We start from the raw sequence: 15,462 nt of genomic DNA, 5'->3' as shown, positions 1-15,462 counted from the left end.
AAAGCGGTTCATATAAAACTGTACTAGTAAATATTTTTTATCTGTACTATAAAAAGGTGGAGAAAATATGATCTGTACTACTTTGTTTAATAGGGAAGAACATAAAAAAAGATTGTCTTGAAAGAACTAGGAATTCTCTAAGAAAATCTTCTGTATTAGTAGGTAGGTTTTGCGCCCATATATTTTGGTCCCTGGTAAGAGGATTTAAAACATAATATATTTTTTTCTAACTGAAGTTCTGGAACTATATTTTCACAACTAATCGTATGAATTTTATGAATTATATTACGAAAACTAAAATTTTCTTGTTAAATATATTAAAAATACTCACTTTTTCAAAATTCTTACCGATATGATAAATAGATAGAATATAGTAAAGTCGGGTGAGTTTTCATGGATAAGACATCTATTATTGGAGTTATACTGGGAGTTATTGCAGTAGGAGTAGGGATGGTGCTAAAAGGAGTCAGCTTAAGCGCGCTGATTAATCCGGCAGCCATTCTAATCATTATACTTGGGACTGTTGCGACAGTTGTAATTGCATTTCCTGCTAATGAGATCAAAAGAGTACCGAAGTTATTTAAAATTATTTTTAAGGAAAAGAGCGAAGTGGCTCCGGAAGAGTTGATCAAAACTTTTTCTGATTGGGCTGTTATCGCACGTAAGGAAGGCTTATTGGCACTTGAAGGAATTTCTGAAAATGTCAAAGATCCATTTTTACGAAACGGTTTAAGCTTGGCAGTTGAGGGACAGAGTGCAGATTACATAAGAGACATATTAACAGAAGAAATAGAAGCGATGGAGGAGCGTCATCAGACCGGCTCGGCAATCTTTTCCCAAGCAGGCACATATGCTCCGACGTTGGGAGTACTAGGGGCTGTTGTCGGATTAATAGCTGCTTTGTCCAATATGGCAGATACAGATGAATTAAGTGTTGCTATTTCGGCTGCCTTTGTCGCGACATTATTGGGGATTTTTACGGGTTATGTATTATGGCATCCTTTTGCCAATAAGTTACGACGCAAATCAAGGCAAGAAGTGAAAATCAAAACGATGATGATTGAGGGTGTGTTATCGATCATTGAAGGTGAAGCGCCTCGTACAATTGAACAAAAGCTAACATCTTACTTGCCGGCTGAGGATCGTAAAAGATGGCTAGAAGGTGATGTGAAGCGAAATGGCTAGACGCAGAAAAAAGAAGCACCATGAAGAACATATTAATGAGTCATGGCTGCTTCCGTATGCCGACATTTTAACGCTATTATTAGCTTTATTTATTGTGCTATTTGCGATGAGTTCTGTTGATGCCACAAAATTTCAGCAACTTTCCAAATCATTTAATGATGTATTCGCTGGCGGAACTGGTGTTTTAGAATTCAGTTCTCCTATTGACGGTTCCTCTCCTCCATCAAAAGACAATGAAGGTGCGCTTGTTGATAGGGAGAAAGGCAACGGGAAATTAGAAGAAAAAGATCAGCAGGAGCTAGCTGAACTTCAGGAAAAAGTGAACCAGTATATTGAGGAAAGTAATTTAACAGAAGTACTTGATACAAAATTAACCGGAGAAGGTTTATTGGTTGTAATTCGTGATAATGTCTTATTCGAATCGGGCAGTGCCGACATTCGGGTACAAGATATGCACATAGCAAGAGAAATTTCGGACCTGATAGTAATGGATTTACCCAGAAGTATTATTGTCAGCGGGCATACGGACAATATACCGATTTCAAACTCGCAATTTGCATCTAACTGGGATTTGAGTGTTCTTCGGGCAGTTAACTTTATGAAAATTCTTTTAGATAATAATCAGCTGAATCCGGAGTGGTTTAGTGCAAAGGGGTATGGCGAATTTAAACCTGTTGCATCAAACGAAACAGAAGACGGAAGAGCGAAAAACAGACGTGTGGAAATTTTAATTGCTCCAAGAACACAATTGGATATGTAAAAAAAGAGGCTATTTGGGAAGATTACATCCTGAATAGTCTTTTTTAGTTTTTAGAAAAGGACCGTTAACGGTTTTTCTACTGCTATTGGAAATTAGAAAAATCTACATTGTGTATAAGTTGGGAAAAGTGTAGCGACGTCTAGCTCCAGCGCCCAGCACCTATTGCCCTTCGGCAACCTCCCTTCGATAAGTCAATATCGAATCACTATCGTTCTTCGTGTTTTCTTTATCTTGGTCGGCGGCCTCCAGTTCATACAGTGCTAAACGGGGCACTTGCGCTTTTGTTCATAAAAAAGCCCATAACAGATTGTTATGGGAAAATAACGGGGAATTATTAGGTGAACTTTAATTGGCGTTGTAACAGCCTATAAAGGGTTACTCATTTTGTTTTTGCAGCTTAGGATCGGGTTTGCTCAATTTATCAAGCAAGTAACCGATTACAAGCATGCTTCCAATAGGTATTGAAAAATGTAAGATGTGGACGATTGTCATTCTAACTCCTCCTAAGGATATGAATGATCATGCTTAACATTGCTGTTAATTAATAATAGTATATAACTAAATTTACCTAAAATACATAAAATTGTCATAAAATGTTCAAAAAAGCTTTCGACAAGTTATATGAAGGGAGGGCGTTTTTTGTCAGAAGAAAAAAGAGTTGCCATATTGGCAACTCTGAGTAGTTATTTTTTTAAATTTCCAAGTTCAGCAGCGATCGCTTCCATTTCGCTTGGGCTGAATGTTTGTTTTTTCATAACCATTTTGTATAAATCATGAAGTTCATCGTACATATCACTGTTGAAATGAGTAGACTTAACAGCCCCGATATTCATCATTCGCAGCTTTTCTTTAATCTTTTCTATCATATACTCCACGTTTTCGGCCGTATTTTGAGTTAAATCCATTATACTCTTCCTTTCTCCCTATCGTTCATTCCATATTTTCATACTTATACTTTCTTGTCAACGAACTGCTACACATCGTTATGAATTATTTCATAGCATGAAAAAAGAAAGGAAAAATAAGAGGAAGTATACTAATATGTAAGTATGGAATAACATCACTAGGAGTGTGGACAATTTGGTACATGTTTTATTCGTTTGTCTCGGGAATATTTGCCGTTCACCGATGGCAGAGGCATTATTTCGCGATTTAGTCAAAAAAGAAAAGCTGGAAGATAAAATCGTGATCGACTCTGCAGGTACAGGAGATTGGCACATTGGACATCCGCCGCATCAGGGCACGCGTGATTTGCTTGATGAAAAAGGAGTCAGCTATGAAGGGATGAAAGCACGACAAATGAAGGCTTCTGACTTTGAAACTTTTCATTATATTGTCGGCATGGATGAAAGTAATATGGAAAACATGAAAAGCTTTCAAACAGGAGAGAGTGACGCTGTAATTGTGCGCTTATTGGACCTTGTGCCGGATACGGCAATCAAAAATGTGCCGGACCCGTATTTCACTGGGAACTTTGAAGAGGTGCACGATCTTGTGAAAAAAGGCTGCGAGCAGCTTTTAAAGAAAATTAAAGAAGAACATCACCTGAATTAAGAATGGAAGGGGCAAATATCATGAATCAAGAGGAGCAGGCATATACTACAACTAGTAAAAACAAGCTATGGAAAGGAATTTTAATAGGTGCTCTTGCGGGTGCAGCTATTAGCATGCTTGATCGCCAAACAAGGGAGGCGACTGTTGCATGTGCGAAAAAAGGGGCGAAGGCTGCTTACAATTTAGTGGAGAATCCGGAAATCGTTACGGATAAAATTAAGGAAACATCCGATAAGGTAAGAGCCACTATTGAAAGTGTAACCGAAGATGTATCTGTTATCGCAAACCAGGTAGAAATATTGAAGGAGATTCCTCCTCAATTGGCATCGGTTGTGAAGGAGACGAAGGATGCTGTTGCCGGTTCTGTTAAACAAGAACAGGATTAATTCGATTTTTTATTCGATGGGGTGTTGCATTGAATAGGATAAATGTAAAAAAAAGCTTTGCTTTTGGACAAATGCTTTTTAAACGAACAATGGAACATGATGTTTCGGGGATGGCTGCTCAATTGGCCTTTTTCTTTTTATTATCTGTTTTTCCGCTCTTGATTTTCTTGTTCACACTTGTTCCGTATCTTCCTATAACTGAGGACTATATCATTACCTATTTAAGTGAATATGTTCCGACGGAGTCTATGGCGATAATCACTTCTCAATTGGATCGCATTATGACAAGCAGCCGAACATTATTGTCTGTCGGTATTATTGGTACGCTTTGGACAGCATCGAATGCTTTGAATGGAATTACAAAGGCATTTAATGTGGCATATGACATTGTCAATACAAGAAAGTACTTCTTTACCCGACTCATTTCAATGGCTTTGACAATTGGAATGATTTTTGTATTTTTACTTGTTCTGTTGCTTCCCGTATTCGGAAAGCAAATCGCAATATATATTTTTTCGCATATCGGCATTAATCAAGCCTTTTTAGATGTGTGGGATGCTATCCGCTGGGTATTAAGTACGCTTGTGCTGTTTATTATGTTTTTGATTTTATATCGCGTGTTTCCAAGTGTGAAGATGAAACAGCGTCTTGTTTTGCCGGGAGCTTTATTTGCGACATTTGGATGGACAATCGGTTCAATCGGCTTTTCATATTACGTTAATAACTTTGGACATTACAGTAATACTTACGGCAGTCTGGGCGGCATCATTATATTGATGCTTTGGTTTTATATTCTTGCTTTTGTCATCATTCTCGGCAGTGAGATCAATGCCATGGGGAGCAGAGTTGATTAGCTTTTTTTGTCAACATAGTTTCGTACAAGCTTTCCGATACTAAAGGTGTGCAAAAATATTTAGCACATTTGAAGGAAAGGGCGTTTGGAACGATGTCTAAGAAAAAGAAACAAAAAGGCAAAAATAAGCCAAAGCATAAAACGTCAAGCTCTGCTAACGGGCAGAACGGCTATCATTAACGAGATAATCCTCTCACTTTACGGTGAGAGGATTATTTTATTTTTAAAACAACATTACACACCATTCATTGAGTGTGTAATGCTGTTTTTGTCTCTCCTTTGAACAAAAACATACAAATCAGAATCACCATCAGCATGATGCTTAGTAAATAAAAGAATGAGCCGCCCGCAAAGTAGTGAATTGTCAGCCCGCCTATGAATGGACCAATCATGCTTCCGAGACTGAAAAATATCCCGCACATTAAATTTCCGGCCGGTAACAAATCTCTTGGCAATAAATCGGTCATGTAGCTAATACCTAGTGAGAAAGTAGAGCCGACAATCATTCCGGCAAGACCGAAGCAGATGAGCAGCCCGAGGACAGAGCCTTGAATGAATCCTGCAACGAGAAAAACGGCTGCGCCAAGCGAAAGAATAATCTTCAGCACTTTGTTTCGTCCATATGTATCACTGAGCATTCCGAGCGGCATTTGGAAGATGATGCTCCCAATTGAAAAGGCCGGCAAAATAATGGCGACCGCATTGACATCGAAACCGTTCCGCAAGGCATATACCGGGAAGTTTCCGTTTAAAGACGCCTCCAAAAATCCGAAGCCCATTGGTGGAAGTAATGCTACCCATGCATATTTAAATACGCTTTTAAATCGCTTAAATGTTCCCATTAAAGAACTTGTGTCGATTGTTGATTTGGGAAACTCATTTTTTAACAGTAATATAGCTAGCCAAGCAATTACCGTAATAATAGATGAAACAATAAATGGCATTGCTTCATGAATTTTGACCATATTGGCCATCATCGGACCGAACGCAAAGCCGAGACTGAAAAACAAACCATATATAGCGATGTTACGTCCTCGCTTTGCTTCCGGTGAGATAGAGGTAATCCATGTCTGGGTCGCAAAATGAAGCATATGGTCTCCAATCCCGATAATCAGTCGAAGCAGAAACCAGAACCAGAATGATTTCCATATCGGAAATAATGCCAGAGCTATTGCCACTGAAGCGGCTCCAACAAGCAGAAGCGGCTTATAGCCGAATCGTCGCAGCGGTGCTTCCATTAATGGCGAGGCCAGTAGCACCCCGATATAAAGACTGGTCGCATGCAGCCCATTAATGGACGAATGTACGCCGTCCCCTTCAAAAATAATGGCAATCAGAGGCATTAGCATTCCTTGGGAAAACCCCGATATACTGACAATTGCAACAAGTATGATGAACCTTAGTTGATTATTGATCATATTACCCAACCTTTTATATTTTTCTAAAAATTATGTTACTACTGAATTTGAAAGTTGGATAGTTTTTCGTGAAATATTTTATCATCAACGGGGAATATCATAAGATCGAGAATTTTAGGACAACCTATGCTTTGATGTTTGTCGGAAAGTGAGGTCAATGATTATGGTTAATAAAATATTTTTAGTTCTTGTTTATGCAGGAGTTCCTTTATCGATAGCTGGAAGTCTGCTGAATTGGTCGAGTATTCTTATGTTTGTTATTTATTGTTTAACGATTATAGCTTTATCGAGTTTCATGGGAAGGGCAACAGAAAGCTTGGCAGTCGTTATGGGGCCGCGCGTCGGTGGTCTGCTGAATGCGACATTTGGTAATGCTGTCGAGCTAATCATCGCGATTTTTTCCATTAAAGCCGGTCTAGTCGGCGTTGTATTGGCTTCACTGACCGGATCGGTGATTGGTAATTTGTTACTTGTTGCTGGATTATCGTTCTTTATCGGGGGGCTAAAGTATAAAACGCAGAAATTTAATGTGTATGATGCGCGTCATAACGCGGGATTGCTTGTTTTTGCGGTCATTGTAGCCTTCGTCATTCCAGAAATTTTTTCTCAGACAATGACGGATCGGCAGACGATGTCTTTAAGTGTCGGCATATCGATCATTATGATTTTACTTTACTTGGCGGCTCTATTTTTCAAATTAGTGACGCATCGTGGTGTTTATCAGCATGCAGATGAGTTTTCAAGCAGTCAAGAGGAAGAGGAAGTGCCGGAGTGGTCGAGGAAGAAGGCTTTAATTATTTTACTGCTTGCAACAGTCGCCGTTGCTTATATCTCAGAAAAGCTTGTACATACGTTTCACATTGTCGGCAATTATTTTGGTTGGACGGAACTGTTTATCGGTATTATCATTGTGGCAATTGTCGGGAACGCAGCTGAGCATGCATCAGCGATTATTTTTGCTGTTAAAAATAAAATGGATATTGCAGTGGAGATTGCTGTCGGCTCGACTTTGCAAATTTCAATGTTTGTAGCGCCATTGTTAGTGTTGATTTCATTACTGTTTCCTGAAAGTATGCCGCTTGTCTTTACGCTTCCGGAACTGATTGTAATGGTAACATCTGTGTTTTTAATTATTATTCTTTCTAATGATGGAGAGACAAATTGGTTTGAAGGAGCGACGCTTTTGGCCGCATATATTATTATGGGGATTGGTTTTTACTTATTATAGAAATAAGAAATGACTCTGCGCATTGACGACTGCAGAGTCATTTTTATGATATATGAGTTTCTCTTACGTACATATGGAAATCCGACAACTAATCTTACTGATCGTTTTCGCTTACTTGTTCAAAACAAACGTGCATGACAACCTGGAAGATAAAATTTGTAGGAAAATTCACCGCTTTCTTTTTTTGACTTCAAATCATTTGGTAAATCGGAATGGTTCAATCGGTCGACATACCCCCTTAACTTGGATGGTGTGGTCTGACGATTCCCCTCCTTTAAATTAAGATTACGTTAATTATAATACGGTTTATTTAAAAAGTAAATATTCAAAACATTTAAAAATAAATATTGTTTTCCGATGCCTTAACTTTTTGCATATTCTCTGGCTTCCATACAAAAGCTAAATTTCAAAGCGGCTTTACCTACCATTAAATTTAATACTTCTCTGAAAGGGAGTTCGTTGTAAATATGAAAAAAAGAATGATTAGTATAGGCTTCGGGTTACTATTATTGCTAAGTCCATGCCTTGCTTTTGCGAATGCAAAATCTGTACCGGTTCCAAAAAAAGAAGAAGCGTTCAAAATACCCCCATCTGTCGTTCAAATTGCCAAAGAAAATACGTATCCAAATCCGAGTCAAGATTTGCCTTATTTACAGCCGAGCGATTTGACAAAAAGTTTAATATCATCAGCTGATGTGAAAATCGAGAATCCGGAACTTATTCAAATATTAAATGAATCGTCAATTTCAAAGGCTCCTTTTGCATTAGGCTACCGTGCCACCATTTATTTGGGACATTGGGCGCTGAATTATGAATCAGCAGAAACGGCACCTAATTGGGAATATCAAAAAATCAATACTAATTTTCATGACAATAGAGGCTCGAACACGCCGTATCGAATGCATTACGTACAGGAAATGCAAAAGGTTGTGCAAGGTGGCCTGACTGCTAAAATTCCAGGTGCTAAGGATGTTCAAAAGATGATGCTTCTGAAAGCATCTGAAAAAACAAATTTGCCGCTATCATTTGAAACCATTATTGGGGCAGGCACCAAAAATGAACGTGCTTATGATTTGCCTCCATCAAGAATCGGTTATTTATATGCATATGCCAGCGCTGTGAATGAAAAAGGAAAAGTGACATATGGAGAAGTGTATCTGGTCTTAAAAGGTAATAAGAAATCGCTTGTGATTAAAAATGTTACATCGCAAGGGATTGGTGCTTGGATTCCGGTACAAGACCATCTTTCATTTGGCTTTATTGCAACAGCTCAGCCAAAATAAAAAAATAGGCCTCTATATTGTAGAGGCCCGTTTTTTAGCGCTTTAAAGAGGGGTGTGCTGAGCGTACTTTAAAGTCCGTATCCGGATAATAGGAATTTTTCACAAGCACGTTTGGCCCTAAACATTTTACGGCTGGACAATGACAGTTTAATGTTTGAGCAAGGGCAGTATTATTCCAGTTGTCAAAAGCATCGGTTAAACGGTCATGTTGAATATTCCCTAAAGGTGGCGCATCGCCAAAGTCCGTGACAATGACTTCACCGTTGAAAATATTGACGTTCAAACGAGAGCGTCCGTCCGGGTCATTGCGGACTGTGACATTTTTGCCGGTGTAGAGCTTTTTTAATAGTTCGATATCTTTTTCGTTGCTGCTGCAAGGATAAAAAGGCAAGGTACCGAATAACATCCATACATTTTCATCACGGATGTCAAGCAGGTATGAAATCGCATCTCGTATTTCATTAAGTGATACAGCTTTCAGCGCGGAAGCGAAGTCGCTTGGGTACATCGGATGCACTTCGTGGCGCTTGCAGAGCATTTCGTCGACAATTTGCTTATGAATGTTCTCTAAATATGGAAGCGTCCGGTTATTTAGCATTGTCTCGGCGGATACAAACACTCCTTGTTTAGACAGCTCGCGGCTGTTTTCAATCATCCGATCGAAAAGTTTGGCTCTTTGCTGACGGGATGGCAGTCTTTCCATCATCGAAAAACCGTTGTCGATGAATTGGTCAATCGTTCCCCAGTTGTGTGATATATGGAGTACATCCAAATAAGGAATGACGCTATCGTATTTACCGAGCTCAACTGTCAAATTCGAATTCATTTGTGTACGAACGCCGCGTTCATGTGCATATTTCAATAGCGGTACAACATAGTTTTCTACGCTTTTTTTCGATAACATCGGCTCTCCGCCGGTAATGCTTATAGCCTTCAAATGCTCGACTTCATCCAACCGTCGCAAGATCAAATCAAGCGGAAGCGCGTCCGCATCTTTATTCGACAATGTATAGCCGACTGCGCAATGTTCGCATCGCATATTGCACAAGTTCGTCGTCGTAAATTCGATATTCGTAAGCTGCGGTTTTCCGAACTGTTCTATATCAAGATAGGCTTCCCATGGATCGTAGCTCGTGGTGATCGGCTGCAATGCGTTTTTTTCATTCGTTATCATATATAAAGTCTCCTTACAGATGGGCTTTTAAGAAAGTATATGTGAGGTTATTTTTCATTAAAACATTATTACTGTATCTTTTTTGATTGATAAATACAATTCATACGAACTTATTGTTTTTTATAGGAAAATAGGTATACTAAAGCATATATTACATACGCCTGGCGCTGAAAGGAGCACAACAAAGATGGGTAAACCGATATATGATAAAGATGACCAAGTCAATTTCCTAAAGCATAGATTGACGATGTTCCTGGAGGTTTTAGACAATCTTGATCCGGAAGAGGCGGATCTTGAGGACGTAGACCGTCTACTTGAAATATTAGATGAGCTAGAAGTGAAATGTGAGCAATTCAAAACGAGATAAGGGCCTATTCGGCTCTTTTTTTGTTCTCAAAATGTGTTTCCTGAACTTGGATAACTGTCTAACCTTACACCTGCCATGCTTGGTCCTAAGCTACCTCCCCCAAGAAACCAAGTTCGGGTTTCTTGTGTGGGGCTCTCAGGATGAGAGTCACAGCGACGTTGCTACAGGACGTAGCGCCCTTAGTCGCTGTTCCTTCTAAGTCATTGTCTAGCTTCAGCGGCCAGCCCCTCGAGGTCATAAGCCAAATCACTCCAGAAATTTTACAATTTCCTACGTGATTCGTCTTATGCTGGTCGGGGCTAAACGGCCCGCTTCCGCATTTAGGTTTTCGCATGTCTCCTTTTTCATCGAAGTGAATCAAAGTAGCATAATCATGATGAAAAAGGACCGGTGACGGTTTTTCTTAATGTGTAAAAGTATGAATTTTCCTCCTATTTCTTCTTATTTCTTTTCCTTGTCACAATAAAAAAGTATAATAAATTTTGGGGAAAAGTTTTAACTTTCTAACATTTACAGTTTAGCTGGTCATATTTTTGAGGGGGGAATAAGCATGAATGTACAAAAATTTCAAGAAAGCATGTACAAGCTTATCGTAGAAACATCAACAAACTTGCCTAAAGACGTTAGACGCGCCTTAAAACAAGCGAAGGAACGTGAGATTGCGGGAACACGTTCAGCGATGAGTTTGGCAACTATTGCAGACAATATTAAAATGGCAGATGAAAACGTTTCACCTATATGCCAAGATACAGGACTGCCTACTTTTAAAATTAAAACACCAATCGGCGTTAATCAGCTTGAATTGAAACAAGCGATTTATGATGCAATGGTTCAAGCGACTAAGGACGGAAAAATGCGCCCGAACTCTGTTGACTCTTTAACTGGCGAAAACAGCGGAAACAACCTTGGGATTGGCGTACCAGTCGTTAAGTTTGAACAGTGGGAAAAAGATTATATCGATGTTCGCCTAATCCTTAAAGGCGGCGGATGTGAAAATAAAAATATCCAATACAGCCTTCCGTGCGAATTAGAAGGACTTGGTCGTGCCGGCCGTGACCTTGATGGTATTCGTAAATGTATCATGCACTCCGTTTACCAAGCGCAAGGTCAAGGCTGCAGTGCCGGCTTCATCGGCGTCGGTATCGGCGGTGACCGTTCTTCCGGCTATGATCTAGCTAAGGAACAACTATTCCGCAGTGCGGATGATGTGAACCCTAACGAAGATCTTCGCAAATTAGAAGAGTACGTTATGGAGCATGCAAATGAACTTGGAATCGGAACAATGGGCTTCGGCGGAGAAACAACTTTGCTTGGTTGTAAAGTCGGCGTTATGCACCGTATTCCGGCAAGCTTCTTCGTTTCTGTAGCATATAACTGTTGGGCGTTCCGTCGTCTAGGCGTAAAAGTTGACCCAGCAACTGGTTCAATTAACGAATGGTTATACCAAGAAGGCGAAAAAGTAAATCTTGTTTCCGAAGAAAAAACTGAAAAAACAGAAGAAGCAAAAGAAATCGTACTTCAAGCACCGATTACAGAAGAACAAATCCGTTCTTTAAAAGTTGGTGACGTTGTTAAGATTAACGGCATGATCTACACAGGTCGTGACGCAATCCATAAATATTTATCCGACAACGATGCGCCAATCGACTTAAATGGCCAAGTAATTTACCATTGCGGTCCGGTTATGCTGAAAGATGAAGAAGGACAATGGCATGTAAAAGCAGCTGGTCCGACTACAAGTATTCGTGAGGAGCCTTACCAAGGCGATATCATGAAACGTTTCGGTATCCGTGCAGTTATCGGTAAAGGCGGTATGGGTGCGAAAACACTTGCTGCTTTAGAAGAGCACGGCGGCGTTTACTTGAATGCAATCGGCGGAGCAGCGCAATACTATGCAGACTGCATCAAATCTGTTGAAGGCGTAGACTTAATGCAATTCGGTATCCCTGAAGCAATGTGGCACTTAAAAGTTGAAGGCTTCAAAGCGGTTGTCACAATGGATTCTCATGGGAACAGTCTTCACCAAGATATTGACAAATCTTCGTTGGAAAAATTATCAAAATTCGCTGAAAAAGTATTTTAATTAAAACTATGAGAGCTGCTCAAAGTCAATAGACAAGGGCAGCTTTTTTTACATTATGGTTTGGACTGAATATTTTCATTTTAGGACTGAAAAATATCGGAAGTGGACCGATTGTTTGGAAATATAGACCGATTAATTTCAAATGTGGACTGATTATTCCGGATAGTGAATTGATTTTACATAAATTTGGACTGAATGTGGTGTCGGGAATAACGGAAAATTCAATGAAAAGCCACTATAGATCAATGTTTAAGCAATTTCTTTATAATCTATCGGAATAAACGGTTATAATATATGAATATAATCGATAAGGAGGCATTATAATGAAGCAAATTACATCTGAGCAGGAATATAAAGAGCAAATTGAGAGTGGCGAGCTGACAGTCGGCATTTTTACAACAACTTGGTGCCCTGACTGTAAGCGTCTCGATATGTTTATAGATGAAGTGATCGCAGCGCATCCGAATCTAAAATGGTTTACAATCGATCGTGATGAATTCCCAGAAATCTCTGACGAACAAAATGTCATGGGCATTCCTTCATTATTAGTTTTCAAAAACGGAGAGAAATTAGCGCATCTTCATAGCGCAAATGCGAAAACACCGGAAGCAGTCGGGGAATTTTTGGATAGCTTATAAGTAAATGAAAGGCTGAATGGGTTTTTTGATTCAGCCTCTTTTATTGCCTCAGCGCATGGTAACTGCCATTATTTACTCTCATCGTTTTGCTCAAGAACACAAATAATAAACATACGAACGTGATAGAGAGGATATTGGTATATGAGAAAAGCATGGATTTTTATTTGTGTTTGCATATTAAGTATTTCTTTTAGCGGCATTACTCATGCGGAGTTATCTAATAAAGCTTACGGTTGGGGTTTTGTGAAGAGCCGCGATGGTGTGCCGGCCGATGCCGGTGCTGAGCTGAATGCGCTTGTCGAAATGCACAGTGCCCATTATAAAAGAAAGGGCAATGCAAAATATTTATATTTAACTTTTGATAACGGTTATGAGAATGGCTATACGAAGCAAGTGCTCGACGTTTTGAAAAAGCACGAAGTGCCGGCAGCCTTCTTCGTTACCGGTCATTATTTAGAAACAGCCCCTGATTTGGCAAAAAGAATGGCTGCAGAAGGACATATCATCGGCAATCATTCATGGAGCCACCCGGATTTAACGACGATGTCGGAAGCGGAAATAGTGAAAGAGCTGAACATGGTCCGTGATAAAACGAAGGAATTGACAGGGCAAAAAGTGATGCAATATTTGCGTCCTCCTCGCGGGGTTTTCAGTGCGAGAACAATGGATATTGCTAAGAAAGCAGGCTACACGCATATCTTTTGGTCACTGGCTTATCGTGATTGGGAAGTGGATAAGCAAAGAGGTGCAGATTATGCTTATGACCAAGTAATGAAGCAACTCCATCCGGGGTCAATTATGCTAATTCACAGTGTCTCCAAAGATAATGCTGATGCATTGGAACGAATCATCGTGGATGCGAAGAAACAGGGCTACACTTTTAAAAGCCTTGATGACTTTATGCTAGAACGAGAATTACCTGAAGGCTTCAGATAATTAATGACAAACTCTCTCTAAAGCGACAGCGGCAGGGGGAGTTTTTCTTTGATTAAATATGCCAAGTTATATTTCGCCTGTTAAAAGTGCTATAATACTAAAGTCATTAAAGACTATAACATATCGTCTGATTGAAAAGGCGACTTTGATTTAGATACATGCAACTGCCAAAGGGGCGGTTTTTTTAAGAGATGGAGTGAAGTGAAAATGAAGAAACAACAAGGGATGACGCTGGAAGTCGGTCAGACGTTTCCATTAACGATAAAGCGACTGGGAATAAACGGGGAAGGTGTCGGCTACTTTAAACGTGGAGTTGTCTTCGTTCCGGGAGCATTGCCGGGCGAGGAAATCGTAGCAGAAGCGACTAAAGTGCATCCGAAGTTTGCTGAAGCAAGGGTGAAACGAATCCGTAAAGCATCTGAACATCGCGTAACACCGCAATGCCCTATTTACGACCAATGCGGCGGCTGTCAAATTCAGCACTTGGATTATGCGCAGCAACTGAAGGAAAAACGCGACATCGTTAAACAGGCATTCGAAAAATATATGCCATCGAAAAATTTGAGCATTAAAGATACAATCGGCATGGATAACCCGTGGAACTACCGCAATAAGAGCCAGTTCCAAGTTGGAACGAAGGACGGCCAAATTATTGCCGGTCTGTATGGGATTAACTCACATGATTTAATTGATATTCCAAACTGTATTGTGCAGCATCCTTTCAGTAATGAAATCACGGTTACGGTGAAAGAAGCGATGCAGCAGCTTGGAATTCCAGCTTACGACGAAAAGAAAAAGTCTGGTATTGTCCGTACAGTCATTGTCCGAACAGGTTTTGCGACGGGAGAAGTACAAGTTGTAATCGTAACGATTTCTGAAAAACTTCCGAAGAAAAATCAACTGATCCCAATGATTTTGGAAAAGCATCCGGAAGTAAAATCAATTGTACAAAATGTCAACAACAAGAATACGTCGTTAATTTTCGGTGATAAAACGATCCAACTGGCTGGAGAGGAAGTTATTAATGAGTCATTAGGCGAGCTTTCTTATGAATTGTCTGCACGAACATTCTTCCAATTGAATCCGGCGCAAACAGTAAAGTTGTACAATGAAGCGAAAAAAGCAGCGGCTCTGACAGGAAAAGAAAATGTCGTTGATGCCTATTGTGGTGTCGGAACAATAGGGTTATGGCTGAGCGATGAAGCGAAGGAAGTCCGTGGGATGGATATTATTCCTGAGTCAATTGAAGATGCGAAGAAAAATGCAAAACGACATGGTAAAACGAATGTGAAATTCGAAGTTGGAAAAGCAGAAGATATTATGCCGAAGTGGATCGGCCTTGAAGGATGGAGACCAGATGTACTTGTTGTCGACCCACCAAGAACAGGATGTGACCAAAAGCTGATTAATACGATTTTGAATTCTATGCCGAAACGAATCGTTTATGTATCATGTAATCCGTCAACATTAGCAAAAGATATAAAGCAATTAAGTAAGCTATACCGAGTAAACTACATTCAGCCTGTAGATATGTTCCCTCATACGGCGCATTGCGAAGCGGTCGCTTTGTTGGAGTTATTTAAGTAAAGATACAGTT

At 39.8% G+C, this 15,462-nt stretch carries 15 protein-coding genes; 12 read left to right on the top strand and 3 right to left on the bottom strand.

The features are described 5' to 3' along the window. Positions 1-393: 393 nt before the first annotated feature. Both motA and motB read left to right on the top strand, forming a co-directional pair. Entirely contained in the window at positions 394-1,185 is a 792-nt protein-coding gene (gene motA / locus IEO70_RS10370) for a flagellar motor stator protein MotA (RefSeq protein WP_190998305.1), read from the top strand. Beyond that, complete coding sequence (gene motB / locus IEO70_RS10365) at positions 1,178-1,945, top strand: flagellar motor protein MotB (protein ID WP_190998304.1); 768 nt, start codon at positions 1,178-1,180, stop codon at positions 1,943-1,945. The genes motA and motB overlap by 8 nt, the downstream gene beginning before the upstream one ends. 683 nt (positions 1,946-2,628) lie before the next feature. On the opposite strand, the gene IEO70_RS10360 is transcribed toward motB, so the two are convergent. After that, positions 2,629-2,850 (bottom strand): DUF1128 domain-containing protein, encoded by a 222-nt coding sequence (locus tag IEO70_RS10360; protein WP_190998303.1) that lies wholly within the window; start codon positions 2,848-2,850, stop codon positions 2,629-2,631. 175 nt (positions 2,851-3,025) lie between these two features. On the opposite strand from IEO70_RS10360, the gene IEO70_RS10355 reads away from it, so the two are divergent. Genes IEO70_RS10355 through IEO70_RS10345 form a run of 3 tightly spaced genes read left to right on the top strand, consistent with a single transcriptional unit; the run spans position 3,026 to position 4,739 of the window. After that, positions 3,026-3,499, top strand: coding sequence for a low molecular weight protein-tyrosine-phosphatase (locus IEO70_RS10355; protein WP_190998302.1), 474 nt, complete (start codon positions 3,026-3,028; stop codon positions 3,497-3,499). 20 nt (positions 3,500-3,519) lie between these two features. Further along, a complete protein-coding gene (locus IEO70_RS10350) occupies positions 3,520-3,885 on the top strand; it encodes a YtxH domain-containing protein (protein ID WP_190998301.1) in 366 nt (121 codons plus the stop codon). A 29-nt stretch (positions 3,886-3,914) separates the two neighbouring features. Continuing rightward, positions 3,915-4,739 carry a YihY/virulence factor BrkB family protein gene (locus tag IEO70_RS10345; protein WP_235973567.1) on the top strand — a complete coding sequence of 275 codons (825 nt, stop codon included), beginning with the start codon at positions 3,915-3,917 and terminating at the stop codon, positions 4,737-4,739. Between the two features lie 244 nt (positions 4,740-4,983). On the opposite strand, the gene IEO70_RS10340 is transcribed toward IEO70_RS10345, so the two are convergent. Then, positions 4,984-6,156 (bottom strand): MFS transporter, encoded by a 1,173-nt coding sequence (locus IEO70_RS10340; protein WP_190998300.1) that lies wholly within the window; start codon positions 6,154-6,156, stop codon positions 4,984-4,986. Between the two features lie 163 nt (positions 6,157-6,319). Between IEO70_RS10340 and cax the strand changes: the two genes are divergently transcribed. Together cax and IEO70_RS10330 are read left to right on the top strand one after the other, a co-directional pair. Then, the gene (gene cax, locus IEO70_RS10335; protein WP_190998299.1) at positions 6,320-7,384 is read left to right on the top strand and encodes a calcium/proton exchanger; all 1,065 of its coding nucleotides are present in this window, start codon (positions 6,320-6,322) and stop codon (positions 7,382-7,384) included. 467 nt (positions 7,385-7,851) lie between these two features. Then, positions 7,852-8,667, top strand: a complete 816-nt coding sequence (locus tag IEO70_RS10330) for a YfkD famly protein (protein ID WP_190998298.1) — start codon at positions 7,852-7,854, stop codon at positions 8,665-8,667. 34 nt (positions 8,668-8,701) lie between these two features. Here IEO70_RS10330 and yfkAB read toward each other — a convergent pair whose 3' ends face one another. After that, a complete protein-coding gene (gene yfkAB / locus IEO70_RS10325; protein WP_190998297.1) occupies positions 8,702-9,841 on the bottom strand; it encodes a radical SAM/CxCxxxxC motif protein YfkAB in 1,140 nt (379 codons plus the stop codon). Positions 9,842-10,028: 187 nt separating this feature from the next. Here yfkAB and IEO70_RS10320 point away from each other — a divergent pair, with 187 nt between their 5' ends. The 5 genes from IEO70_RS10320 to rlmD all read left to right on the top strand — a co-directional run bounded on the left by IEO70_RS10320 (position 10,029) and on the right by rlmD (position 15,452). Continuing rightward, a complete protein-coding gene (locus IEO70_RS10320) occupies positions 10,029-10,208 on the top strand; it encodes an SE1561 family protein (protein ID WP_190998296.1) in 180 nt (59 codons plus the stop codon). Between the two features lie 550 nt (positions 10,209-10,758). After that, a complete protein-coding gene (locus IEO70_RS10315) occupies positions 10,759-12,291 on the top strand; it encodes a fumarate hydratase (protein ID WP_190998295.1) in 1,533 nt (510 codons plus the stop codon). Between the two features lie 323 nt (positions 12,292-12,614). Further along, positions 12,615-12,929 (top strand): thioredoxin family protein, encoded by a 315-nt coding sequence (locus IEO70_RS10310; RefSeq protein ID WP_190998294.1) that lies wholly within the window; start codon positions 12,615-12,617, stop codon positions 12,927-12,929. Positions 12,930-13,070: 141 nt separating this feature from the next. Then, positions 13,071-13,865, top strand: coding sequence for a delta-lactam-biosynthetic de-N-acetylase (gene pdaA / locus IEO70_RS10305; RefSeq protein WP_190998293.1), 795 nt, complete (start codon positions 13,071-13,073; stop codon positions 13,863-13,865). Positions 13,866-14,072: 207 nt separating this feature from the next. Beyond that, on the top strand, positions 14,073-15,452 hold the full coding sequence (rlmD, locus tag IEO70_RS10300; protein ID WP_190998292.1) for a 23S rRNA (uracil(1939)-C(5))-methyltransferase RlmD: 1,380 nt from the start codon (positions 14,073-14,075) through the stop codon (positions 15,450-15,452). Positions 15,453-15,462: the final 10 nt, after the last annotated feature.

Source organism: Peribacillus faecalis (assembly GCF_014712675.1).
In the GTDB taxonomy this organism is placed as follows: Bacteria; Bacillota; Bacilli; order Bacillales; family DSM-1321; genus Bacillus_AD; species Bacillus_AD faecalis.
Note: the sequence above shows the minus strand (reverse complement) of the source record. Positions and strands in the feature narration are given on the sequence as shown.